The sequence below is a fragment of the Caballeronia udeis genome, from assembly GCF_001544555.2.
GTDB lineage: Bacteria > Pseudomonadota > Gammaproteobacteria > Burkholderiales > Burkholderiaceae > Caballeronia > Caballeronia udeis.
Genome location: NZ_FCOK02000009.1, coordinates 1 through 22,462, shown reverse-complemented (window position 1 = coordinate 22,462; position 22,462 = coordinate 1). Strand labels below are relative to the sequence as shown.

Annotated in this window: 23 protein-coding genes; 11 read left to right on the top strand and 12 right to left on the bottom strand. The window is 59.9% G+C overall.

Features of this window, described 5'->3' with window-relative positions; all coding sequences use genetic code 11:
- Nucleotides 1–15 precede the first annotated feature (15 nt).
- The 8 genes from nuoN (at nucleotide 16) to AWB69_RS08900 (ending at nucleotide 6,498) form a co-directional block, all read left to right on the top strand.
- Entirely contained in the window at nucleotides 16–1,494 is a 1,479-nt protein-coding gene (nuoN, locus tag AWB69_RS08935) for an NADH-quinone oxidoreductase subunit NuoN (protein ID WP_062084496.1), read from the top strand.
- Nucleotides 1,494–1,790, top strand: a complete 297-nt coding sequence (locus AWB69_RS08930) for a DUF2818 family protein (protein ID WP_062084493.1) — start codon at nucleotides 1,494–1,496, stop codon at nucleotides 1,788–1,790. The genes nuoN and AWB69_RS08930 overlap by 1 nt, the downstream gene beginning before the upstream one ends.
- Nucleotides 1,791–1,854: 64 nt before the next feature.
- Nucleotides 1,855–2,457 (top strand): NUDIX domain-containing protein, encoded by a 603-nt coding sequence (locus AWB69_RS08925; RefSeq protein WP_062084491.1) that lies wholly within the window; start codon nucleotides 1,855–1,857, stop codon nucleotides 2,455–2,457.
- A gap of 231 nt (nucleotides 2,458–2,688) precedes the next feature.
- The gene (locus AWB69_RS08920; RefSeq protein WP_062084488.1) at nucleotides 2,689–3,162 is read left to right on the top strand and encodes a DUF1178 family protein; all 474 of its coding nucleotides are present in this window, start codon (nucleotides 2,689–2,691) and stop codon (nucleotides 3,160–3,162) included.
- Between the two features lie 67 nt (nucleotides 3,163–3,229).
- Complete coding sequence (locus AWB69_RS08915; RefSeq protein ID WP_062084486.1) at nucleotides 3,230–4,426, top strand: acyl-CoA dehydrogenase family protein; 1,197 nt, start codon at nucleotides 3,230–3,232, stop codon at nucleotides 4,424–4,426.
- Between the two features lie 10 nt (nucleotides 4,427–4,436).
- Nucleotides 4,437–5,558 carry an acyl-CoA dehydrogenase family protein gene (locus AWB69_RS08910; protein WP_062084484.1) on the top strand — a complete coding sequence of 374 codons (1,122 nt, stop codon included), beginning with the start codon at nucleotides 4,437–4,439 and terminating at the stop codon, nucleotides 5,556–5,558.
- A 32-nt stretch (nucleotides 5,559–5,590) separates the two neighbouring features.
- Nucleotides 5,591–6,049 (top strand): MaoC family dehydratase, encoded by a 459-nt coding sequence (locus tag AWB69_RS08905; protein WP_062084481.1) that lies wholly within the window; start codon nucleotides 5,591–5,593, stop codon nucleotides 6,047–6,049.
- Nucleotides 6,046–6,498: a MaoC family dehydratase gene (locus AWB69_RS08900; protein WP_062084479.1), complete on the top strand. Its 453-nt coding sequence runs from the start codon at nucleotides 6,046–6,048 to the stop codon at nucleotides 6,496–6,498. The genes AWB69_RS08905 and AWB69_RS08900 overlap by 4 nt, the downstream gene beginning before the upstream one ends.
- Before the next feature lie 72 nt (nucleotides 6,499–6,570).
- On the opposite strand, the gene AWB69_RS08895 is transcribed toward AWB69_RS08900, so the two are convergent.
- The 6 genes from AWB69_RS08895 to AWB69_RS08870 all read right to left on the bottom strand — a co-directional run bounded on the left by AWB69_RS08895 (nucleotide 6,571) and on the right by AWB69_RS08870 (nucleotide 12,867).
- The gene (locus AWB69_RS08895) at nucleotides 6,571–7,263 is read right to left on the bottom strand and encodes a glutathione binding-like protein (protein WP_062084475.1); all 693 of its coding nucleotides are present in this window, start codon (nucleotides 7,261–7,263) and stop codon (nucleotides 6,571–6,573) included.
- Nucleotides 7,264–7,377: 114 nt separating this feature from the next.
- Entirely contained in the window at nucleotides 7,378–8,592 is a 1,215-nt protein-coding gene (locus AWB69_RS08890) for an acyl-CoA dehydrogenase (RefSeq protein WP_062084473.1), read from the bottom strand.
- Nucleotides 8,593–8,614: 22 nt separating this feature from the next.
- Nucleotides 8,615–9,724, bottom strand: coding sequence for a phosphotransferase (locus AWB69_RS08885; RefSeq protein WP_062084470.1), 1,110 nt, complete (start codon nucleotides 9,722–9,724; stop codon nucleotides 8,615–8,617).
- A 91-nt stretch (nucleotides 9,725–9,815) separates the two neighbouring features.
- The gene (locus AWB69_RS08880) at nucleotides 9,816–10,544 is read right to left on the bottom strand and encodes a histidine phosphatase family protein (protein WP_062084468.1); all 729 of its coding nucleotides are present in this window, start codon (nucleotides 10,542–10,544) and stop codon (nucleotides 9,816–9,818) included.
- Nucleotides 10,541–11,329 carry an oxepin-CoA hydrolase, alternative type gene (locus AWB69_RS08875; protein ID WP_062084465.1) on the bottom strand — a complete coding sequence of 263 codons (789 nt, stop codon included), beginning with the start codon at nucleotides 11,327–11,329 and terminating at the stop codon, nucleotides 10,541–10,543. Before AWB69_RS08875 ends, AWB69_RS08880 begins: the two co-directional genes overlap by 4 nt.
- The gene (locus AWB69_RS08870; protein ID WP_062084462.1) at nucleotides 11,326–12,867 is read right to left on the bottom strand and encodes a 3-hydroxyacyl-CoA dehydrogenase; all 1,542 of its coding nucleotides are present in this window, start codon (nucleotides 12,865–12,867) and stop codon (nucleotides 11,326–11,328) included. Before AWB69_RS08870 ends, AWB69_RS08875 begins: the two co-directional genes overlap by 4 nt.
- 115 nt (nucleotides 12,868–12,982) lie before the next feature.
- On the opposite strand from AWB69_RS08870, the gene AWB69_RS08865 reads away from it, so the two are divergent.
- Nucleotides 12,983–13,642 carry a glutathione S-transferase family protein gene (locus AWB69_RS08865; RefSeq protein ID WP_062084460.1) on the top strand — a complete coding sequence of 220 codons (660 nt, stop codon included), beginning with the start codon at nucleotides 12,983–12,985 and terminating at the stop codon, nucleotides 13,640–13,642.
- Nucleotides 13,643–13,645: 3 nt separating this feature from the next.
- On the opposite strand, the gene AWB69_RS08860 is transcribed toward AWB69_RS08865, so the two are convergent.
- Both AWB69_RS08860 and AWB69_RS08855 read right to left on the bottom strand, forming a co-directional pair.
- Nucleotides 13,646–14,827 carry a pyridoxal phosphate-dependent aminotransferase gene (locus tag AWB69_RS08860; protein WP_062084458.1) on the bottom strand — a complete coding sequence of 394 codons (1,182 nt, stop codon included), beginning with the start codon at nucleotides 14,825–14,827 and terminating at the stop codon, nucleotides 13,646–13,648.
- A gap of 42 nt (nucleotides 14,828–14,869) precedes the next feature.
- Entirely contained in the window at nucleotides 14,870–15,373 is a 504-nt protein-coding gene (locus AWB69_RS08855) for a putative toxin-antitoxin system toxin component, PIN family (RefSeq protein ID WP_082913316.1), read from the bottom strand.
- A gap of 55 nt (nucleotides 15,374–15,428) precedes the next feature.
- Here AWB69_RS08855 and yaaA point away from each other — a divergent pair, with 55 nt between their 5' ends.
- On the top strand, nucleotides 15,429–16,208 hold the full coding sequence (yaaA, locus tag AWB69_RS08850; RefSeq protein WP_062084456.1) for a peroxide stress protein YaaA: 780 nt from the start codon (nucleotides 15,429–15,431) through the stop codon (nucleotides 16,206–16,208).
- Nucleotides 16,209–16,241: 33 nt separating this feature from the next.
- The gene (locus AWB69_RS08845) at nucleotides 16,242–17,402 is read left to right on the top strand and encodes a M14 family metallopeptidase (RefSeq protein ID WP_062084454.1); all 1,161 of its coding nucleotides are present in this window, start codon (nucleotides 16,242–16,244) and stop codon (nucleotides 17,400–17,402) included.
- Between the two features lie 156 nt (nucleotides 17,403–17,558).
- Here AWB69_RS08845 and AWB69_RS08840 read toward each other — a convergent pair whose 3' ends face one another.
- The 4 genes from AWB69_RS08840 to AWB69_RS08825 all read right to left on the bottom strand — a co-directional run bounded on the left by AWB69_RS08840 (nucleotide 17,559) and on the right by AWB69_RS08825 (nucleotide 22,050).
- Nucleotides 17,559–18,158, bottom strand: a complete 600-nt coding sequence (locus AWB69_RS08840; RefSeq protein WP_062084452.1) for a BspC domain-containing protein — start codon at nucleotides 18,156–18,158, stop codon at nucleotides 17,559–17,561.
- A gap of 173 nt (nucleotides 18,159–18,331) precedes the next feature.
- Nucleotides 18,332–19,006, bottom strand: coding sequence for an energy-coupling factor ABC transporter permease (locus AWB69_RS08835; protein ID WP_062084450.1), 675 nt, complete (start codon nucleotides 19,004–19,006; stop codon nucleotides 18,332–18,334).
- A gap of 117 nt (nucleotides 19,007–19,123) precedes the next feature.
- On the bottom strand, nucleotides 19,124–19,942 hold the full coding sequence (locus AWB69_RS08830) for a LuxR C-terminal-related transcriptional regulator (RefSeq protein ID WP_062084676.1): 819 nt from the start codon (nucleotides 19,940–19,942) through the stop codon (nucleotides 19,124–19,126).
- 890 nt (nucleotides 19,943–20,832) lie between these two features.
- Nucleotides 20,833–22,050 carry a DUF2863 family protein gene (locus tag AWB69_RS08825; RefSeq protein ID WP_062084447.1) on the bottom strand — a complete coding sequence of 406 codons (1,218 nt, stop codon included), beginning with the start codon at nucleotides 22,048–22,050 and terminating at the stop codon, nucleotides 20,833–20,835.
- Between the last annotated feature and the right edge of the window lie 412 nt (nucleotides 22,051–22,462).

Here is a 22,462-nt window from a genome sequence, read left to right as displayed (position 1 = left end):
AGGAATTAAAAGATCATGCAAAACGCCCCCATGAGTGCCCTGTTACCCGATGGACTGTTGATGCTGATGGTCGTCGTGGCCTGGTTGAACGACACCATCTTCGGTGTGAAGAGCCGTCACTCGACCTACCTGATTTCGGTTGTGTCGGCCATTGTGGTCGGTGTGTGGTTCGCCTTCCAGGCGCTCGATCCCACGCCGCATTACTACTTCACGCGCATGTACGTGGTCGACCCGTTTGCGAGCGCAATGAAAGCGGTCGTGACGCTCGGCTTTGCGGTATCGATCATCTATTCGCGCAAGTATCTTGAGGATCGCGACCTGTTCCGCGGCGATTTCTTCCTGCTCGGCTTGTTCTCGCTGCTCGGGCAGTGCGTGATGATTTCCGGCAACAACTTCCTGACGCTGTATCTTGGCCTGGAACTGATGTCGCTGTCGTTATACGCGGTGATCGCGTTGCGCAAGGACTCGCCGCAGGCCAACGAATCCGCGATGAAGTACTACGTACTCGGTGCGCTGGCTTCGGGTTTCCTGCTCTACGGCATCTCGATGCTGTACGGCGCGACCGGCTCGCTCGAACTGAATGAAGTCGCGAAGGCGATCGCAACCGGCCGCATCAACGACGCAGTCCTGCTGTTCGGCGTGATCTTCGTGGTGGCGGGCGTGGCGTTCAAGATGGGCGCGGTGCCGTTCCACATGTGGGTGCCTGACGTGTACCAGGGCGCACCGACCGCGATGACGCTGCTCACAGGCGGTGGTCCGAAGGCCGCGGCGTTTGCGTGGGGTCTGCGTTTCCTGGTGATGGCGCTGCTGCCGCTGGCGGTGGACTGGCAAGAGATGCTGGTGATTTTGGCTGCGTTGTCGCTGATCGTGGGTAATGTGACCGGTATCGTGCAGAAGAACATCAAGCGGATGCTGGCGTACTCGGCTATCTCGAACATGGGCTTCGTGCTGCTGGGCATGCTGGCAGGGGTGGTCGACGGCAAGGCTGATGGCGCGGCAAACGCGTATAGCTCGGCCATGTTCTACAGCATCATCTATTTGCTGACCACGCTTGGCACCTTCGGTGTAGTCATGCTGCTGGCACGCAAGGACTTCGAAGCCGAAACGCTCGACGACTTCAAGGGCCTGAACCAGCGTAGCCCGGTGTTCGCGTTCGTGATGATGATCATGATGTTCTCGCTCGCCGGTATTCCGCCAATGGTCGGGTTCTACGCGAAACTCGCCGTGCTCGAGGCCACCATGAACGCCGGCCTGACGTGGCTTGCCGTGCTGGCGGTGCTGTCGTCGCTGGTGGGTGCGTTCTACTACCTGCGTATCGTCAAGCTGATGTATTTCGATGCACCGACCGATGCGTCGCCGATCGTCGCGGACAACCTCAAGCGCGCGCTGCTCGCCTTCAACGGCCTGGCGGTGCTGGTGCTTGGCATTGTCCCCGGTCCGCTGATGAACGCCTGCCTGGCTGCGATCTCGCACACCTTGCCGTTCCAGTTGTAATGTCGGCGGCGGGCTGGTTTATTGTGTTGTTGGCGCTGGTCGGCGCCAACCTCCCGTTCGCGAATCAGCGCCTTTTCGCCGTTATCCCGCTCAAGGCGGCGAAGAAAAGCGTCTGGATTCGCATCGCGGAAATAATCGTGCTTTATTTTATTGTGGGTGCGCTCGGCTTTATGCTTGAGGCGCGTGCGGGCAACCGTTTCGAGCAGGGCTGGCAGTTTTATGCCGTGACCTTCAGCTTGTTCCTGGTGCTCGCATTCCCCGGTTTCGCGTTCCAATATCTCGTCAAGCGCCGCTGACGGCGACGGCCGTCGTAGCTTGATCCTCGCGCTTGACTTTCGCGCGTTTCCTTCAAGGTGCACGATGGCTGACCCATATATCGAGTTCCCTGATTCCGACGATGGCTTGATCGAGAAGACGGTCGAGAGCAAGTTGCTCCATCAAGGCAAGTTCCTCACGCTCAAGATCGATACGGTCGAACTGCCCGACGGCAAGCACGCCACGCGCGAGTTCGTCGAACATCCGGGCGCCGTGATGATCCTGCCGATGTTCGACGACGGCCGCGTGCTGCTGGAGCGGCAGTATCGCTATCCGATCCGTAAAGTCCTGCGCGAATTTCCCGCCGGCAAACTCGATCCGAACGAGAGCGAACTGGCGTGCGCAAAGCGCGAGCTGCATGAAGAAACCGGTTATACGGCGCGCGAATGGTTTTTCCTGACGCGGATCCATCCGGTTATTTCCTATTCGACCGAGTTCATCGATTTGTACCTGGCCCGTGGGTTGACGGCAGGCGAGAGCAAGCTCGACGAGGGTGAGTTCCTCGAAACGTTCATCGCGGACCGGTCGCAGGTTTTCGAGTGGATCAGGAGCGGCCATATCAGCGACGTCAAGACAATCATCGGCAGCTTCTGGCTGGAGAAGGTGATGTCGGGCGAGTGGACCTTGGGCGATCCGGTCAGCGACTGAACCGCGACCGGGATGCCCGACGTATTCGCATAAAAAAGCGGCCGTGAAGGCCGCTTTTTATTTGTCTGTTCAATCAAGGCTGCGCGTCGTTCGGCACGCGTTCTTACGGCGGGATAAAATCGAACGTGTGTTTCTACACACCCCTCAAACCGTCGCATTGCCATATTTTTGCGAACGGTCGTTCACAAAACGCGTTTTTGCGACTAAACTTTCTGGCAAGCCCCGATCAGCATGAAGGTTCTCGACTTGAAGTGCTCACACGACCATCGTTTCGAAGGCTGGTTTGCTTCGACCGATGAGTTCGAATCCCAGTTGTCGCGCAAGCTCGTGGCTTGCCCGGTGTGCTCGACAACGGAGGTGAGCCGCATGCCGTCGGCGCCGCGCCTGAATTTGTCGACCAGCCGTTCGGAGCAAGGTGAAAAGGAAGTTGCCGGATCGAGCGCTACGCAGGTGGCCCAGCCACCGCAAAACGCCGATCAAGCGCTTCAGGCGCGTGCGCTGCAGTTCATGCGGGGAATTCTCGCGAACACGGAAAACGTGGGCGACCGTTTTGCTGAAGAGGCGCGGCGCATGCATTACGACGAAGCGCCGGCGCGAAATATTCGTGGCGTCGCAACGCCTGAAGATGCGCACGCATTGATGGAAGAAGGCATCGACGTGATGCCGTTACCCGTGCCGGCCGCACTGAAAGAGCCGCTGCAATAAGCTGAATACGTTCAGCTAAGGCGCGTCTCCTCATGGCCGACCCGGGTCATGACAGGAGACACAGCGTATGGACCTGAATTATTCCCCCGCCGACGACGCATTCCGCGCCGACATCCGCGCCTGGCTCGACGCCAACCTCCCGCAGGTTTTGCGGACCAAGGTGCTCGAACATAAACGTCTGAATCGCGACGACTACGCGAGCTGGCACAAGCTGCTCGGCACGCGTGGCTGGTCGGTTGTCGCCTGGCCGAAGGAATATGGCGGTCCCGGCTGGGACGCGACGCAGCGCCATATCTGGGACGAGGAATGCGCGCGTATTGGTGCGCCCGGCGTGTTGCCGTTCGGTGTATCCATGGTCGCACCCGTCCTGATCAAATACGGCAGCGACGCGCAAAAAGCCCACTATCTGCCGCGGATTCTCGATGGCACGGACTGGTGGTGCCAGGGTTATTCGGAACCCGGTTCGGGTTCGGATCTGGCGTCGCTGAGAACGCGTGCTGAACGGCAGGGCGACCACTACGTGGTCAATGGCCAGAAAACCTGGACTACGCTCGGCCAGTTCGCGGACATGATGTTCTGCCTCGTGCGCACCGACTCCGGCGCGAAGAAGCAGGAAGGCATCTCCTTTCTTCTCATCGACATGAAGACGCCCGGCATCACCGTGCGCCCGATCATCACGCTCGACGAAGACCACGAAGTCAACGAGGTGTTCCTGGAAGACGTGAAGGTGCCGGTTGAGAACCTCGTCGGTGAAGAGAACCGCGGCTGGACCTATGCGAAATATCTGCTCGGGCATGAGCGCACCGGCATTGCCCGCGTCGGGCAATCGAAGCGGGAACTGGTGTTCCTGAAACGGCTTGCCGCGAATCAAAAGAAGGGCGGCGTTTCGTTACTCGGAGACCCCGTGTTTTCTTCGAAAATCGCGGCGCTGGAGATCGAGATGATGGCGCTTGAAGTCACCGTGCAGCGCGTGGTGGCGAGCGAAGCGAACGGCCGCGGTCCCGGACCGGAGGCATCCATGCTCAAGATCAAGGGCACCGAAGTCCAGCAGGCGCTTACCGAACTCATGGTCGAAGCCGTTGGCCCGCAAGCTGCCGCGTTCGATCCCGCATATCTCGAAGGCGAACGTGAACACAGCCTTGCCGGCGACGACGATGCCGCGCCGCTTGCCGCGTACTACTTCAACTTTCGCAAGACGTCGATCTACGGCGGCTCGAACGAAATTCAAAAAAACATCATCGCGCAGATGATTCTGGGCTTGTGAGGAGCTGCACATGGACTTCAATTTCACCGATGAGCAGCAACAGTTCAGGGACGCATTGCGCCGGTATCTCGACAACGAGTACACGTTCGATGCACGGCAGAAGATCGTGGCGTCGAAGGACGGTGTCGATGCAAAACATTGGGCGGCATTTACTGAACTAGGCTTGACGGCCTTGCCCGCGCCCGAAGCGCAGGGCGGATTCGATGGCGGTCCGGCCGATATGCTGGTCGTGATGCAGGAACTCGGACGTGCTCTCGTCGTGGAGCCGTATTGGGCGACGGCAGTGGGTATCGAAGCGCTGCGACTGGTGGGCGATGACCACGCGAACGTATTGCTCGAACGCGCTGCCGCCGGCGAGATCAAGCTCGCGGTGGCGTTTCACGAACCGCATGCTCGCTACGACCTGTTCTCGATCGATACCACCGCGCAAGAGAAAGGCGATGGTTTCGCGCTGAGCGGCCAGAAGTCGCTGGTTCTGCACGGCGCACAGGCCGACCGCTGGATCGTGCCGGCGCGGCTGAATGGCGAAATCGCATTGTTCGTTGTTGCGCGTGACGCGGCGAACGCGGAAGTCACCGAGTATCGGACGATCGATGGCCAGCGCGCCGCGACGCTCACGTTCAAGGCCACGCCTGCCGATCGTCTTGGCAAGGCTAATGCGGGTGCAGCCACGCTTGAGCGTATAGCCGACTATGCGACGTTCCTGCTGTGCGCCGAAGCCGTCGGCGTGCTCGACGCGCTGAATCACGCGACGGTCGAGTACACGAAGGAGCGTAAGCAATTCGGCGCGCCCATCGCGCGTTTCCAGGCGTTGCAGCATCGTATGGTCGAAATGCTGATCCATGCCGAGCAGGCGCGTTCGATCACCTATCTCGCCGCCGCGCGATACACGAGCGATGACGCCGATGAACGCCGCCGGGCAATTTCCGCGGCCAAGGCGCGGGTCGGTCAGGCGGCGCGTTTCGTCGGTCAGCAGGCGGTGCAACTGCATGGCGGGATGGGCGTGACGAACGAAGTTGCAGCGGCACATTGGTTCAAGCGTCTGTCGATCATCGAGACAACGTTAGGTGATGTCGACCATCACCTTGCACGGTTCGCGTCGTTGCCTGGATTCACCGACACTGACGTTTGAACAATCAAAGCATTGAGAAAAGGAGAGCGCGGATGACGTTCAGCTATGAGGATTTCGAAGTTGGATCGGTGGCGCAATTGGGCAGTCACACGTTTCTGAAAGAAGAGATTATCGAATTTGCCGGGCGTTTTGATCCGCAGCCTTTTCACTTGAGCGAAGCGGGTGGCGAGGCATCGCCGTTCGGCGGATTGATCGCCAGCGGCTGGCACACGTGTTCTGCAATGATGGGCATTCTGGTGCGCGACCTGCTCTCCGATTCCACGTCAATGGGTTCGCCAGGGCTCGACAACATCCGCTGGCTTAAACCTGTCCGGGTCAATGACACAGTGCGATTGACGAGCCGGGTGTTGAGCAAGCGGGTATCCGCCAGCAAGCCTGATCGTGGAATTATCGCCACACGTTGGGAAGCTTATAACCAGCACGGCGAACTGGTGTTGACCGTAGATTCATCGGCTATATTCGGCCTTCGTCATCCAGGAGCGACGCAATGACCTTGGCGAATGCAGCCGAGTTCAAAGCTGCGGAAGGCCGGGACGAATATGTGAGCGAGTGGTTGGAAATCGATCAGTCACGCATCAACCAATTCGCCGATGCCACCGACGATCACCAGTGGATCCATGTCGACGTCGAGAGGGCGAAAAAAGAATCGCCGTTTGGCGGGCCGATTGCGCATGGATTCCTGACCCTGGCGCTGATCCCGATGTGGCTGGAACAGTGCGTGCCGATGCAGCAGAAGATGGGTGTGAACTACGGCATGAACAAGGTGCGCTTCATGTCGCCGGTGCCGGCCGGAGCGAAGCTGAGGGCGAAGTTCGTAGTGAGAACGGTGACGGACGTGGAAGCAAGCGGCGTCCAGGTCATCTGGCGCGTCACACTCGAGAAGGAAGGCAGTGACAAGCCGGTATGCATCGCGGAGTTCATCACCCGGCATTACTTTTGAAGTTTCGTGGCTGTGGCTCCGCTGTGCAGTAACCAGGCAGATTCCTCGAAAGAGGAATCTGCCGTTGCGCACTTAACGCCTTGCGTACTGCTGCGCACCGAATAAAACTTCGCGTTGTTTATCGCCGGTAAGTTCTTTGCGAGCCGCGGCCAGCACTTCAACGCCTCTCACAACAGCCGGCCGCGCGGCAATGGTCTCGAACCATTGCTTGACGTTCGGGAACTCGTCTAGCTCGATTCCTTGGTTTTTCCAGGACCGCGTCCACGGAAACGTCGCGATATCCGCGATGGAATAGTCATTTCCGGCGAGAAACCGGGTCACGCCCAATCGTTTATCCATCACGCCATACAAACGCCTGGCTTCGTTCGAATATCGGTTAACCGCGTATTCGATCTTCTCCGGCGCATAAATCCGGAAATGATGCGCCTGACCGAGCATGGGGCCGACGCCGCCCATCTGAAACATCAACCATTGCATGGTCGTATATCGGCCGACCGGATCCTGAGGCAAAAACTTCCCCGTCTTCTCAGCGAGATAAAACAGGATCGCACCCGATTCAAAAAGCGCTAGTGGCTTACCGTCCGGTCCATCGCTATCGATAATCGCGGGGATCTTGTTATTCGGGCTGATAGCCAGGAACTCAGGCGTGAACTGATCGCCGGCTCCAATATCGATGGGAAATGCTTTGTACTCGAGTCCGACTTCTTCGAGCATGATATGAATTTTATGGCCGTTCGGCGTGGCCCAGCTATAGACGTCGATCATTTTCGCTCCTGGTGCTGAACACGGGAAAGCGGCGATCCCCGCAACCCGCGATCGCCACTCAAAAACGCTGCCGAAAATTAGACCATAGTTCGCAGAAAGACGCTGAACACCGGTTCACGCGTACCGTGAAAGCTCCAGCTTGGCGATCGCGTTCCTATGCACCTCATCCGGCCCATCAGCAAGCCGCAACGTCCGCGCATGCGCATAGGCATAAGCCAGCGGAAAATCATCGGATACACCGCCCGCGCCATGCGCCTGAATCGCCCAATCAATGATCTGGCACGCGATATTCGGCGCCACCACCTTGATCATCGCGATCTCGCCGCGTGCGCCTTTATTGCCGACGGTGTCCATCATGTAAGCCGCTTTCAGGGTGAGCAGACGCGCCTGTTCGATCATGATGCGCGCCTCGGCAATGCGCTCCTGCGTCACGCCGTGCGCGGCGATCGGCTTGCCGAAAGCGACCCGTTGAAGCGTGCGTTTCGACATCAATTCGAGCGCGCGTTCGGCCAGTCCAATCAGGCGCATGCAGTGATGAATCCGACCCGGTCCAAGACGCCCCTGCGCGATTTCAAAGCCGCGTCCTTCACCGAGCAGCATGTTCGATACCGGTACGCGTACGTTCTCGAGCGTGATATCCATGTGGCCGTGCGGCGCATCGTCATAGCCGAAAACCGGGAGCGGCCGATGCACGGTGATACCGGTCGCGTCCGCAGGAACGAGGATCATCGATTGCTGCTGATGTTTCGGCGCGTCGGGATCGGTCTTGCCCATAACGATATACACCTTGCAGCGCGGGTCCCCCGCACCCGACGACCACCACTTGTGGCCGTTGATCACGTAGCTGTCGCCGTCGCGCACGATGCTGCACTGAATGTTCGTGGCATCCGACGAAGCCACGTCCGGCTCAGTCATCAGGAATGCAGAGCGGATCTCGCCTTGCAGCAGCGGTTCGAGCCATTGCAGCTTCTGCTGCTCGCTGCCGTACCGTTCGATGGTCTCCATGTTGCCCGTGTCCGGCGCGCCGCAGTTAAAGACTTCCGGCGCCCATGGCACCCGGCCCATGATCTCGCAGAGCGGCGCGTATTCCAGGTTGCTCAGTCCGGCGCCGCGTTCGGACTCCGGCAGGAACAGGTTCCAGAGACCGGCATCGCGGGCTTGTTCCTTCAGTTTTTCGATCAGCTCCGTCGGAACCCACGCGTTGCCGTTTGCGCGATTGGCAGCGACTTCACTGTTGAACGCGCGCTCGTTCGGGTAGATGTGTTCATCGAAGAAATGGCTTAGCTTTTGGCGCAGTTCCTGCACTTTCGGCGTGTAATCGAAATTCATATCGTCTCCTCTTCATTAATCGCTATTCACCGACTTTCTGCGCATACGACCACGCGAGTTCGGCCATGGGTTTCGCGCGCTTTCCGGCATCAAGAGCCTGCGTGCTCGCCGCCGTGCCTTCGCTCACCCGCTTCATGATTCCCTGCAGGATCGCGGCAATGCGGAACATGTTGTAGGCGAGGTAGAAATTCCAGTCGCCCTGAATCGCAAAGCCCGTGCGGGCGAGGTATGCCGCGACGTATTTCTCTTCATCGGGAATGCCCAGCGCCCCCCAGTCCAGGCCGCCGATGCCACGAAATTGAGTAGGGTCGACGTGCCATGCCATGCAGTGGTAAGCGAAATCGGCGAGAGGGTCCCCTAGCGTGGACAGCTCCCAGTCGAGCACGGCGAGTACGCGCGGTTCGGTCGGATGGAAGATCAGGTTGTCGAGTCGGAAATCACCATGAACGATTGATACACGTTCTGCCGGTGCGCCTGCTTCGCTACGTGGAATATGTTTCGGCAGCCATTCGATCAGCTTGTTCATTGCTTCGATAGGCTCGGTTTCCGACGCAACGTATTGCTTGCTCCAGCGCCCGATCTGGCGCTCGAAATAGTTGCCGGGCTTGCCGTAGGTGTCGAGTCCCGCTTGAGCGATGTCCACCGAATGGAGCGCCGCGATCACGCGGTTCATCTCGTTGTAGATCGCGCCGCGTTCGGATGGCGTCATGCCCGGCAGCGACTGATCCCACAACACGCGGCCCTCGATGAACTCCATCACATAGAACGCACGACCGATCACGCTTTCGTCCTCGCATAACGCAAACATTCTCGCGACGGGAACGTCGGTGCCGGCGAGTGCGTCCATCACGCGATATTCACGCTCGATCGCATGCGCCGATGGCAATAGCTTCGCCGCCGGCCCGGGCTTCGAACGCATCACGTAACTGCGCGCGGGCGTGATGAGCTTGAAGGTGGGATTCGATTGGCCGCCGGCGAACTGCTCGACGGTGAGTGGTCCGGCAAAGCCTTCAACATGTGTTTCCAGCCACGCGGACAATGCCGCTACATCGAATTGTTGCCGCTCGTTGACCGGACGGGTTCCTTCGAACGCTGAAAAGTCCTGCGGTGCGGGGGTGTTGTTTGCAGCCATCGTTGTCTCCTCCGGCCTTGCGTTTGTTGAAGCATCACGCGGCATCGCGCCGTTCACGGCGCAGTTGTTCCGCGTGCAGGCCGCGTGCCCGTTATGACTTCATGAGCGATTTAAAGCGCACGAACTGCGCATACAGCAGTTCCATAGTCGTGTTGCGTACGGCGGCGTGAAGCGGCGAGGGCGGCGAATGGTTCAGCGCGCGGATCACCCAATCGTTCGGTTTATCGCCGACATCGAGTGCATTGATGCAGCCAGTAGTCTGCGAAAGATGGCCGAAAAACGTACGGCCGCCGCTTGTGATTGCGTGCGACAACAGCGCACGATTGACACCGCCGTGAAGCACGAGCAGCACGGTGTCCCACGCTGCATGGTCGCGCAGTCGTTGCAGCGACGGCAACACGCGATCAAGCAACTCGCCGATAGTCTCGCCGCCCAGAAACGCAGTGCTTTCAGGCACGATGCCATCGAATACGCTGAGGAAAGCGCGCTCGACGTCCTTGGGTGGAAGGTCTCCTAGCCGGCCGCCGCGAATCTCCTGCCACTCCGGCCAGATGTCGATGTCGATCTGCTGACCGGTTTCGGCCAGCACACGCTGCGCCGTCTCGAGCGTGCGCGGCAAACCGCTTGCGATGACTTTATCGAAGCGAATCTGCTGCGCCTTGAACTCGCGTCCCGCCGCGCTTGCTTCCTCGCGGCCACGTTCGTTCAGGGGCACGCCTTCCGGATCGATGGCACGGCCGCTGGCATCGAAGTAAGTCACGTCGCCGTGGCGCATCAGGAAAATGCGGCGGCGTTTGGGCAATTCGTACGAGGTCGTCATTTGTAGTGCGGTGGCCGTTTTTCGAGGAACGCATTGATGCCTTCGAGCGCGTTGCCGTTATGCAGGGCATCGACAAAACCATCGCGTTCGTCGTCCAGATGTTCCGCTAACGACTGCGTTTCGGCCGCCGCGATCAGCGTCTTGATCCGTACGAGCGCTTTCGGCGCCATGCGGCCCAGCTCATCCGCCCAGGCAATGGCGGAATCGAGCGCCGCACCCGGTTTCGTCACGCGGTTCACGACACCAACTTCGTGCAAGCGCGTGGCGCCGATCGGCTTCGCTTCAAGCAGGATTTCGGTCGCGAGCGCACGCGGCAACGCGCGCGTGAGGAACCACGAGCCGCCGCCGTCAGGCGTGAGGCCCACGCGGGAATATGACATCACGAACTTGGCGTCTTCAGCTGCGACCAGCAGATCGCACGCCAGTGCAAGCGAGAAACCGGCGCCCGCTGCAGCGCCTTCCACGGCCGCGATCACTGGTTTCGTCGATGACCGTAATGCCACGATCCACTCGCCGAGCATGTCGATGCTCGCAGCCTGTACCGACGGATCCTTCGCGCGGTTTTCGAGCAAGCGGTTCAGATTGCCGCCGGCGCAAAAGAAGTTGTCGGCGCCGGTCAGCACGATCGCGCGCACCGACGTATCCCGCTCAGCTGTATTCATCGCTTCAACGCCGGCCGTGTACATGTCCGGGTGCAGCGCGTTGCGGGCGCCCGGATTGGACAGCTTGAGAACGAGCGTGGTGTCGCTTTCGGCTGGGCGGACGGAGAGCAGTTCGGCGCTCATGCTGCGGCCTCGTCGAAGGTGAGGGACAGCCCGAGTTGCGCACGGCGCGCGAGCCAGGGCGACGGACGATAACGCGGGTCGCCGAGCACGGCCTGCATGTTGCGCAGGATCGTGAGAATGGTGCTTGCGCCGAGCGCATCGCCAAGGGCAAGCGGGCCACGCGGGTAACCCAGGCCGAGCGTCACGGCGAGATCAATATCCGCGGGCGATGCAATGCGTTGCTGCGCGATATCGCAACCAATGTTGACGATGGTCGCCACCACGCGCTGGGCGACAAACCCGGTCGAATCGCGGATCACGGTGACGGGCACGCCATCGAATGCGAAGAGCGCGTGCGCGGCGTCGCGAAATTCGGCGGTCGTGGCGGGCGTGGTCATGATGGTGCGGCGGGCTGCATCGGCGAGCGGGAACAAGGTGTCGATGGCGACCGTGCGCGACGCGTCCAGTTTCTCCGCGACGGCTGCGGTGGTGGCGTCGTGGCCGAGCGGCGTGACAATGATCAGCGAGTCCGGTGCCGGGGTGCCGCCGGTATCGATGGTGACAGCCGTTTCCATCTTCGCGATCAGCCGGAATACTTCTTCACGCGCATGCGCAGATGAGCGGCTCACCCACACGCGACGCGGCAGCGCTGTAGGCGCGGGCGCTTCCCCGGGAATCTGCTGCTTGCCGTCCACGTATTTATAAAAACCTTCACCCACCTTGCGCCCAATCAACCCACCGGCGAGCCGCGTGCCCGTAATAGGGGACGGCGTAAAGCGCGGTTCCTCGTAGAACTGGTGATAGATCGACTCCATTACCGGATGCGAGACGTCGAGCGCCGTCAGGTCGAGCAATTCGAATGGCCCGAGCCGGAAACCGGCTTGCTCACGCATGATCCGGTCGATATCCGCGAAACTCGCCACGCCTTCGCCCGCGATCCGCAGACCCTCGGTGTTCATGCCGCGCCCGGCGTGATTCACGATAAAACCAGGCATGTCCTTCGCCCGCACGGCCGTGTGACCCATCTGGCGGCCGAGCGCCATCAGCGCGTCGCCGGCAGCGGGGTCTCCCCGCAAGCCGTCGATCACTTCGACCACTTTCATCAGGGGCACGGGGTTGAAGAAATGCAGGCCGACCACGCGCTCCGGCTTGGCACAACCGGCGGCAATGGCGGTAATGGATAGCGACGACGTATTCGACGCCAGGATGCAATTCTCGCCAACCACGCCTTCGAGCTCGCGAAACAACTCCCGCTTGACGTCCAGCTTTTCCACGATCGCTTCGACCACCACATCGCAATCTGCCAGGTCGCCAATTGCACCGGCCGCATGAATGCGCGCCAGCGCGTCGTTCGCATCGGCTTCGTTCAGCTTGCCTTTTGCGGCGAGTTTGTTCAGGGTATCGGCGAGATACTCGCGTGCTGCGGTGATGGCTTGCTGGTTGGTGTCGTACAAACGCACGTTCAACCCGCCCAACGCTGCGATCTGCGCGATGCCGCGGCCCATCGCGCCGCTACCGACAATCCCTATGGTCCGAATCTCTGTATCGCGAAAACTCATGGCGTGTCTCACTCCTTATTTGCTAGATTAGCACGATCGTGCTGTTCGTGACGTGGCCTCGAAGGCCGCCGATTGCCTGTATTGCTTAAAACGAAAGATGTCCAGGAGACTCAAGATGCTCAAGCTGTATGGTTTTCCGCTGTCCAACTACGTGAACAAGGTGAAGTTCGTGCTGCTCGAACACGGCATTCCGTTCGAGGAGGTGCGCGCGAATTTCGGCCAGGACGAAGCAACACTTGCGCTCTCGCCGCTTGGCAAGGTTCCGTACGTGGAGACCGAGGCCGGGGCGCTGTGCGAGTCGCAGGTGATTGTCGAATATCTGGCGAGCGCTTATCCGGAGAAACCCATTTTTTCCGCCGATCCGTTCACGGCCGCCAAGGAGCGCGAGATGATCGCGTTCATTGAGACACACCTGGAACTGGCTGCCCGCGAGCTCTACAAGCAGGCGTTTTTCGGTGGCACAGTGACCGATTACACCAAGGTGCGCGCAGAAAAACGGCTCCGGCACGGCATTGCCGGATTCAGGCGGATTGCGAAGTTCGAACCGTACGCGCTCGGCACGACCTTCAGTATCGCCGATGTGAGTGCATTCGTGAATTTGCCGCTGATCGGGCTGACGACGAAAGCGATCTACGGAGGGGATTTCCTGCTGGAAGCGGGGATTGACTGGAAGACGCACAACAAGCTGGTGGGCGAGCGGCCGGCCGCGCAGAAAGTCACGGCGGACCGGCTCGCCTTCATGAACGCGCAGAAAAAAGCGCTGCCGAAGATCTAGTCTTTAAAGACTGGCGAGGCGCTCGAGCGCGGTGCGCAGCGTCTCTTCCTTTTTCGCGAAGCAAAAGCGCACGACGCCCGATTCGTGGCTCTCGTGATAAAACGCCGACACCGGAATGGCCGCGACGCCAATCTCGCTCGTGAGCCATTGCGAGAACTCGGCTTCAGGCAGGTCGCTGATGGCCGAATAGTCGACGCACTGGAAATACGTGCCGTCGCAAGGCAGCAGCTTGAAGCGCGAATTGGCGAGGCCTTCGCGGAAAAAGTCGCGTTTTTGCTGATAAAAAGCGGGTAATTCCAGGTACGGAGCGGGGTCCTTCAGGTATTCCGCAATGCCGGCCTGCATCGGCGTATTCACGGTGAAGACGTTGAACTGGTGGACCTTGCGGAATTCCGCCGTCAGCGCGGCGGGCGCGGCGACGTAACCAACCTTCCAGCCCGTCACGTGGAAGGTCTTGCCGAAGCTCGACACCACGAAACTGCGCGCGGCCAGGTCCGGATAACGGCACACGCTTTCGTGCGGGGCGCCGTCGAAGACCATGTGTTCGTAGACTTCGTCGGAGAGAATCAGCACGTCGGTGCCGCGCAGGATCTCGTCGAGTTTCTGTAAGTCCTCTGCGCGCCAGACGCGGCCCGTCGGGTTGTGCGGCGAGTTGATAATCAGCAGGCGCGTTTTCGGCGTGATCGCGGCCGCTATCTTGTCGAAGGGCAACGCGTAGTCGGGTGCTTCCAGCGATACAAACACGGGTTTGCCGCCCGCCAGCTCGATGGCCGGCACGTAGCAGTCGTACATTGGTTCGATCACGACGACCTCGTCGCCCGGATGCACGCAGCACAGAATGGCGGTCAGGATGGCCTGGGTCGCGCCGGCCGTGACCGTGATCTCGCGCTCGGCGTCATATTGGCGGCCATACAAGCGCCCGATCTTCTCGCTGATCGCGTGGCGCAGCGGCGCGGCGCCGGCCATGGGCGGGTACTGGTTGTGGCCGTCGCGCATGGCGTTCGACACGGCGTCCACAATGCGCGGGTCGCATGCGAAATCCGGAAAGCCCTGGCCTAGATTGACTGCGCCTTTTTGCGTCGCGAGCGCGCTCATGACCGTAAAAATGGTCGTGCCGACGTTCGGCAGGCGCGAGGTGATGGCAGGAACGGCGGGCGAGTACGGAAGGTCGTGCGAGGCGTTCATGGTGTGGGCGATCGGCGGCGCTAAAGGGAAATGTGTTCCATTTTAAACGTCGATGGCGTTTGTTTCTCCTTTCGTTTCTTCACAAGCTTCAATGTGGGCTTCGAAACTGGCCACGAACGGCGCGGGCTGGGCGATTCGAAACCCGAAGTCGCGTGCTGTGCGTTTCGCGAGTTTAAGCACTGCGCGATCCTTCGATACCAGCCAGTCCGCCCGGCTCGCGTGCGTCAGTTCCAGAAACTTCTGGTCGTCGCGGTCGCGGCATTTGGGCAATGGTGGCGCGTCGGCGGGCGGCGGTTCGGGTGCAACGAATTGCGAGAGCCGCGCGAGCGTTTCAAGCGCTTCGGACTTATTCACGGCGAAGCGCACGAATTGCGGATAGTCCAGCACATACGTCAGTTCTTTGAGGCAGCGCGAGTCGATCAGCGCTGCCAGCGTACCGGCTTCGAGCGCGGCGCGGATTGGACGCGTGATGGGGTCATCGAACACCAGGATATCGATCCAGACATTCGAATCCAGCACGGCGCGCAGCACGGGGGATTTTTTCATTCGATACAATCGAGGGTTTCCGTCTTCATCGTTGGCAGCATGCCGGCGAGCCTCTATGATAATCGTTCTATCGCCGGCCAAATCGCTCGACTACGAGACCCCGCCTCACGTCACCAAGCACACGTTGCCTGAATTCGCCGCCGATTCCGCTGAATTGATCGATGGCTTGCGCAAGCTCTCGCCACAGGAAATCGGCAGTCTCATGCATATCTCCGATCCGCTCGCGCGACTCAATTTCCAGCGCTATGCGGACTGGTCGCCGACCTTTGGCACGCATAATTCCAAGCAGGCCATGCTGGCGTTCAACGGCGACGTCTACGAAGGTTTTGACGCAAAGTCACTGCCTGCCACGGATCTCGACTACGCTCAGAATCATGTGCGCGTGTTGTCCGGGCTTTACGGATTGCTGCGGCCACTGGATCTGTTGCAACCGTATCGGTTGGAAATGGGCACGAAGTTCACTAACACGCGCGGCAAGGATTTGTATGCGTTTTGGGGCGATCGCATCACGGCTGCCCTGAACGCGCAGATGAAAAAGCAGAAGGGCGCGCGCGTACTGGTGAACTGCGCGTCCAACGAGTATTTCAAGTCGGTGCGGCCGAAGCGCCTGGACGCACCGGTGATATCGCCGGTCTTCCAGGACTGGAAGAATGGCCAGTACAAGATCATCAGCTTTCACGCGAAACGCGCGCGCGGCTTGATGGCACGATTTGCGGTGCAGCATCGGATTGACGAGCCGGAAGGCCTGCAGGCTTTCGACAGCGAAGGTTATACCTTCGATAAAAAGGCATCGACTGAAACGAGTTATGTGTATCGCCGGCGGCTGGGTCTTTAAGCTCAGCGCTTACGCATTGATCAAGGAAGCATCATGAGCATTTCAATCACGAGTCAATTCGATGCAGGCGCGATCGACGTAGTGTCTGCCGAGGACCCCGCGGCCATTCGCCTGCGTGTGCGTCCGGACAGCCACGCCGACTTTGCGCAATGGTTTTACTTCCGCGTCTCGGGCGTACGCGACGAGCCGCTCACAATGACCTTCGAGAACGCCGCTGACTGCGCGTTCGCCGACGGCTGGCGCGAGTATCGGGCGGTGGCGAGCTACGACCGGATCAACTGGTTTCGCGTGCCAACGCGGTATGACGGCCGTGTACTGACCATTGAGCACACACCTGATTTCGACGCTGTGTATTACGCCTATTTCGAGCCGTATAGCGAAGAGCGCCACGCCGGTTTCCTTGGCGCCGTGCAGCAGATGCCGCACGCAACGTTGACCGAAATAGGCCGGACGGTGCAAGGCCGGCCCATGTCGCTGGTGTCGCTCGGGCTGACCGAAGAGACAGAGCGCCCGGTAAAGCCGAAGAAGAACGTGTGGATCATTGCGCGCCAGCATCCCGGCGAGGCCATGGCCGAGTGGTTTGTCGAAGGGCTGATCAAACGGCTGGCGGGTTGGGGCGACTGGGCGGGTGACCCCGTCGCGCGACTGATCTTTGATCACGCGGTGTTCCATATCGTGCCCAACATGAATCCCGATGGCAGCGTACTCGGCAACCTGCGCACGAACGCAGCGGGCGCGAACCTGAATCGCGAATGGATGGAACCTGACGCTGCGCGCAGTCCTGAAGTACTTGCCGTGCGCAACGCGATTCATGCGCTGGGTTGCGATCTTTTCTTCGATATCCACGGCGACGAAGCGCTGCCTTACGTGTTCGTGGCCGGCTCGGAGATGCTGCCTGGTTTCACCGAAAAGCAAGCGCAGGAACAGAAGGCCTTCATCGAATGCTTCAAGCAGGCGAGCCCGGATTTCCAGGACGTGCACGGCTATGAAGCGAGCAAGTACCAGACGGACGCGCTGAAGCTGGCGTCGAAATATGTGGGCAATGAGTTTGGCTGTTTGTCGCTGACGCTCGAGATGCCGTTCAAGGACAACGCGAATCTGCCGGACGAGCGGGTGGGCTGGAATGGCGAGCGCAGCGCGGCACTGGGCGCGTCAATGCTTCAGGCTATCCTGCGGCACTTGCAGGCGTTCTAAGGCTGACGAGCGGAGTCGCGTGAGGGCCACTGAACGCACACGGATGCACGCGCATTCCGAAGGGCCTGCATCAAAAGGGCGTGATTGCTGATTGGCAATCACGCCCTTTTGTCTTGACGTTGACGTTCATGCTCGGTTCGTACGCGATACGGTGGCTCAGAGTTTCTTTTTGCTCGCCGATTTTTTCGTCGTCTTGCCGCCGGCTGATTTCGAGCTCGTCTTGCCTTTGCCCTTGACCGCGCCATGCCGGCCTTTTACGCCGTGGCCTGAGCGGGGTTCGGCGCGGGGCCTGGCTGACGGCACGGGATCATTCCAGCCGAATGCCAGCATCTGGCTGCCTACATAGCCGCAGCGGAACTTCAGCGTGGTAGGGCTGGTGTCGCCGTCCTTCGTGATCCCAAGGCCCTCGACTGTCACGACGTTATCGACCTTGATGCGTTGCTTGCGGTCGTCGAAAGCGTCGTTCCACGGGACGATGCTGCCATGAGCGGAATCGAAGGAACTCGCCGGAAACTCCACATGGTCGAACGCCGTCGAGGTACTTGCTACGAAACTCCCGTGTGCGGCACAGTCGGCCACAAGGGGATTGGCGTTGAAGTCGGTGACGAAGTGATTGACGAGCTCGTTGCGTTCGTCGAGCGTATCGGCGAACGCGGTAGCGCTGCATGCGGCCGACGCAAATGTCGCCATTGATGCAATTGCCACCAGCCGGCCGACCAGCCGAAGCAGTCGACGCGGTACTTGAATACTATCCATCGGGTTCTGCACTAAAGAGACAACAGGCACGTAAGATGCCCGACAGTGAACGGGAGTTCCATCTTATATTAAATTCTTTGATCGACCGTCAATGACGGCCGGCCACAACATAGGTTCCGCGATGGATTGTGGATGGCTTGTGATGCGGGCAAGGGTTGGAATTGATGCAGCGTTCAGACCCGCGGCCCACGATCAAGCCGATAACGCCGCACGTCGAACGTAGTGATCCAGGTAGGCCGGTAGACGGTGATCAGGATGGTGAACACGCCTGTGAACAAGGCTTCGCCCGCGACCAGCAGGGCGGCCGCCAGCATGAATCCAGCCGGGATAATAAGCTCGCCATTGGCAAGCACGATTTCCAGGAGCAGTCCGGCAGAGCATGCTGCTGCAACGGCGCATGCCGACGTCAGGAAACCGTGGCCGACGATGAAGACAAAGAGACTGCGCGGGATCCACGCCTGGATGGCCTTCTGTAGCAGCGACGATACCGCGACTGGCAATGCGCCGAACAGTATGAAGGTCACGGGAACGCCGGGCCATGAAGCATCCAGCACGACGGCCGCCAGCCCGCTTGTCACCGCCATGCCGACCAGCGCGAGTTGCCAGTCGAACAGGGTGACCATGAGCGTTGCGCCGAGCAGATGAATGGCGGGACCGTCTTCGAACCACGTGTTGCACGCCCACAGCACGGTCACCGCCACGACGATGCCGAACCAGACATGCTGAAGTGTCCCGTCTTGCAACCGGCGAAACGGGTTCTTCCAGATCGCAAGCGCGAGCACACCCGCAGTGACAATCCAGCCACCTATTGCGAGCCAAAGCGGAAGAGGTGTGTAGAAGAAACCCATAAATCTTATATTACTCGTTTGCGCCCGAAAACGTGTGCATTGACTGTGCCAGCGGGGATTTTCCAACACGCAACGCGTCAATTCACGCGTTGCGCCCAGACTATGGAATAACCGTGTTCAGTCGCCGAAGCGCGGTTGGGGTTGAGCTGCCATTGGCAGCAAGTGTTCGTCTATTTCCGGCCGCGGCCCGTAGGTCAGCAAAGCGGTTGCGCGAAGCGGTACCGGGCCGGCATCGCCGAGCGCGGGTCGGGGCGACGCGTCAGCTTCGCGCTTCAGGACTTCGAGGTAACCGTTCTGCCAGCCGTTATAAATAGCAACGGCGGCGGCGCGATTCGGTGCACCGAGTTGCTGAAAGATACTGCCCAGGTGGATTTTCACCGTGCCTTCGCTGATCCCGAGTGTCTTGGCAATGATCTTGTTGGTGCTGCCCATATGCACGCACCGCATGATCTGTTGCTGGCGCAGTGACAGCGTGTTGAACCGTTTTGAGCCCTTTCGGAATTCTTTCGGTGCGGCGTCACGACGCGGCAGGAGCAGGGGTTCAAGCGCAGGATCGAGCGCGCACGCGGGGACGTAATGTCCACCCAGCAGAACCATTTCGAGCGCTCGGACAATCAGTGTGGGGTCGAGATTGCGCGGCACCACGCCGAGCACGCCGGCACTGAGAAGCAGGCGGACCTGCGCGGTTGATGCTTCGTCCACGATGATTGCCGCAGGGATCTTCGGGAAGGCGTTCAGCAGCGTGCGCAGATCGGCCATGCGCATGGCGTCGTGCCAATCGATCACGATCATGTCCGGGTCGAGCCTCAGGACTGCGCTTGCGGCTTGCCGCCAGTCTTTCGCCTCGTTGAAGCGCGCGCGCCGGTCGATATGCCGTAAAAGCGCTTTCAAACCTTCGCGGCGTTCAGCTTCGGAGTTGACTATGGTGAATTTCATGCGTGCCTCGTTGTTATATGGCTTCGGCGCGATGCCCGCTTCCGGGCGGACGATATGCGGCTGAACCAATAATGACCAATCGCGGCCGAAATTGCGCCCTGACCGAATGGCATAGGTATTACGCACAAAATCTGCGGTTGTGTTTCGCTTGAGGGGTCTTTTGGTGAATTAATTTTCGCTCAGCGCAGTTTTATCGGGACGAGTCTCAAATGTCTGTGGTCGCGGTTGAGATGCTTCTTAGGTGCGAATGAGAATGCGAGACGTAATGAGACAAATCTGACGTGCGTTTCCGCGCCGTGGCGTCGAATTGCATCGGGATAATTTTGTTTGATCCCGCGTGAATCTACCGACGGCGTTGTTTTGACCTGACAACCGAGTGAGTGATCTTGAGCTTTTCTGCGTTTCGCGCATTGAGTTTGTGCGCTCAGTAGCGCTGAAGGAGTGGAAGGCAAGGCTTCTGGGACCGCGGTGCACGCGGAAGGCATCGCTAACCAGGTTGTGTCGGGAAGACGGCAGGGCGATCAATCGTCGAAAACGCATTTCCGTGATAGTCGTGGACTCGACGCTCGGGACTGCTTCGTGAAATGGATTTTGTTGCGGAGGCTAGTTCGAGCGCGTTTGTTCGTTGGCGCAATGCCGGTCCCGGAAGCGTCGCATCAATCGTTACTCGGGCATGACGAGGTAGGCGTGTAAAAAAAGACCGTTCCAACGGGCGCGGGAACGGTCTTTGTACCGTCTCAAGAGCGACGGTTGGATACGTCGCAACATGATTTTGGGTGCAGGTTACATCACAGGTCCGGAAACGCTACCACCGCGATCGCTTGGGTTGATTCAAACGGGTGAGTGACAACGTTCAGCACAAAAGCCGCGCCCGGTTTCAACCTCTTGGGTCAGTGAAAATGCGGCTGGGCGGGCTCGGCGTCTTCCGGCATTTCCGCATGGACGATTTCCCCGAGCGGATCCGCATACAGCGGCACGCCGCAATCGTCGCAATATTCCGGCTCGAAACGGCCGGTGTGCCGGCGCACGTCGGTCACGCCCGAGCGCTTCAGCAACGCAACGATCTCTTCCACCGGACCATCCGCGCCTTCCAGTTCGGCCGCTTCTTCCGCTGCGCCAATTTCACCGTTTTCCCGTCCGTAAAGTGGCCAAACGACGCCATAGATCACGTCGTTGCTGCCACGGCGCGTAAAGCCGATCCGGTATTCGTCCACGCGTTGCTCACCGAACCCGGCAATCACGGCGCGCAATTCGTCAGGCGCTGTTCCGAGTGTGTCGAACAGGTAGCGGACGGCGGTGCGGACCGAGTGAGGCCGGACCTGTTCGTCGGCGTCGCGGCATGCCGAATAGTAGGCGTCGGGCAGCAGGCACTCGAACTCGCAGCCGGGCAGGATGGCGGCAAAACTGGCGCCGCCTTGCGCCGCCCAATGTTCAAGGCACTGGCCGCGTTCGATCCGGGCGCCACCGACTGTTTCCTCTTGCCACCGGAACAGTGGGGCGCCCGAGGGCACAATGGCCATCGCAAGCAAAAATCGCGGATCGGCGAGGATGGGTGAGGTTTCGGGCAGGTCACCGAGATTGAGACGTGCCGGGGCGTGGCCAAGCACAGTCTGTATGAGTTGCTGCGCAACACGTGCTGTTTCGACGTGGTGGCGCGGCAACTGGTCGATGCTATAGAGGTACGGCGCAACCGCTACCTTGGCGCCTTCCGCGAGCACATGTGCTTGCAGTTGAGTGCGCAACGCGTCGACCACGTCAGCCTTGAGCGGCCCGGAAGGGATTGAGTAACGCGTCCATGCCAGCACGGGCGCCGCGATCAGCAGCGCTTCGTGCGGCACGCCGTCGATCTCGATCGCGAACGATTCGCTTTGTGTTTCCGCCATGTCGGCGAGCGCACCGTATGCGTCCGGGAACTTGAGTTGCAGGTGATCGAGTGCGGCATCGAGCGCAGTCTGATTGCCGTTGCGAACAATTTTCCCGAGAAGCGTGTCGAGGCGCGCTTCCCAGAACCGGTCTTCGATACGGCTGCCCGATGCGAACAGCGAGAGCGAAAGACCGACGAGCTTGTCGGCGTCGGGGGGAAGTCGTTTGGCGATTCGCGAGCGCATAGGAGGCAGTTATCAGGTGCAGAGAACCTTAGATTGTAGTCGCTATGAGTCCGCTTGGACCATTAGTGCGCGGTCCCTCGGCGACGCCGGTTTTGCGCCCTCTGTCACTGGCGGAAATGGCACCGCTGAAATTCTTTTCGCGAACCCCTTGCGCGAGGGGGAAACGGGCACTAGAATTCCGTTCCTTCGCTTCACGAAGAAGCGAAGGGGAGTGAGAAAGTGCAGGTGGCGTGTCGTTTAAGAGGATGCCGCGGAGCCAAGCAGGACGGGCTTCGCAGCGAATCGGAAAGTCGGGGTTGAGTAAAAAACCTGTTGACGAAAAGCGAAACGCAGGACATAATCTCGTTTCTGTGCTGCAGATGCAGCGACGCGAAAGCGGCAGGGTTCTGAGGGTTGGAATGCTGCGGTTGGC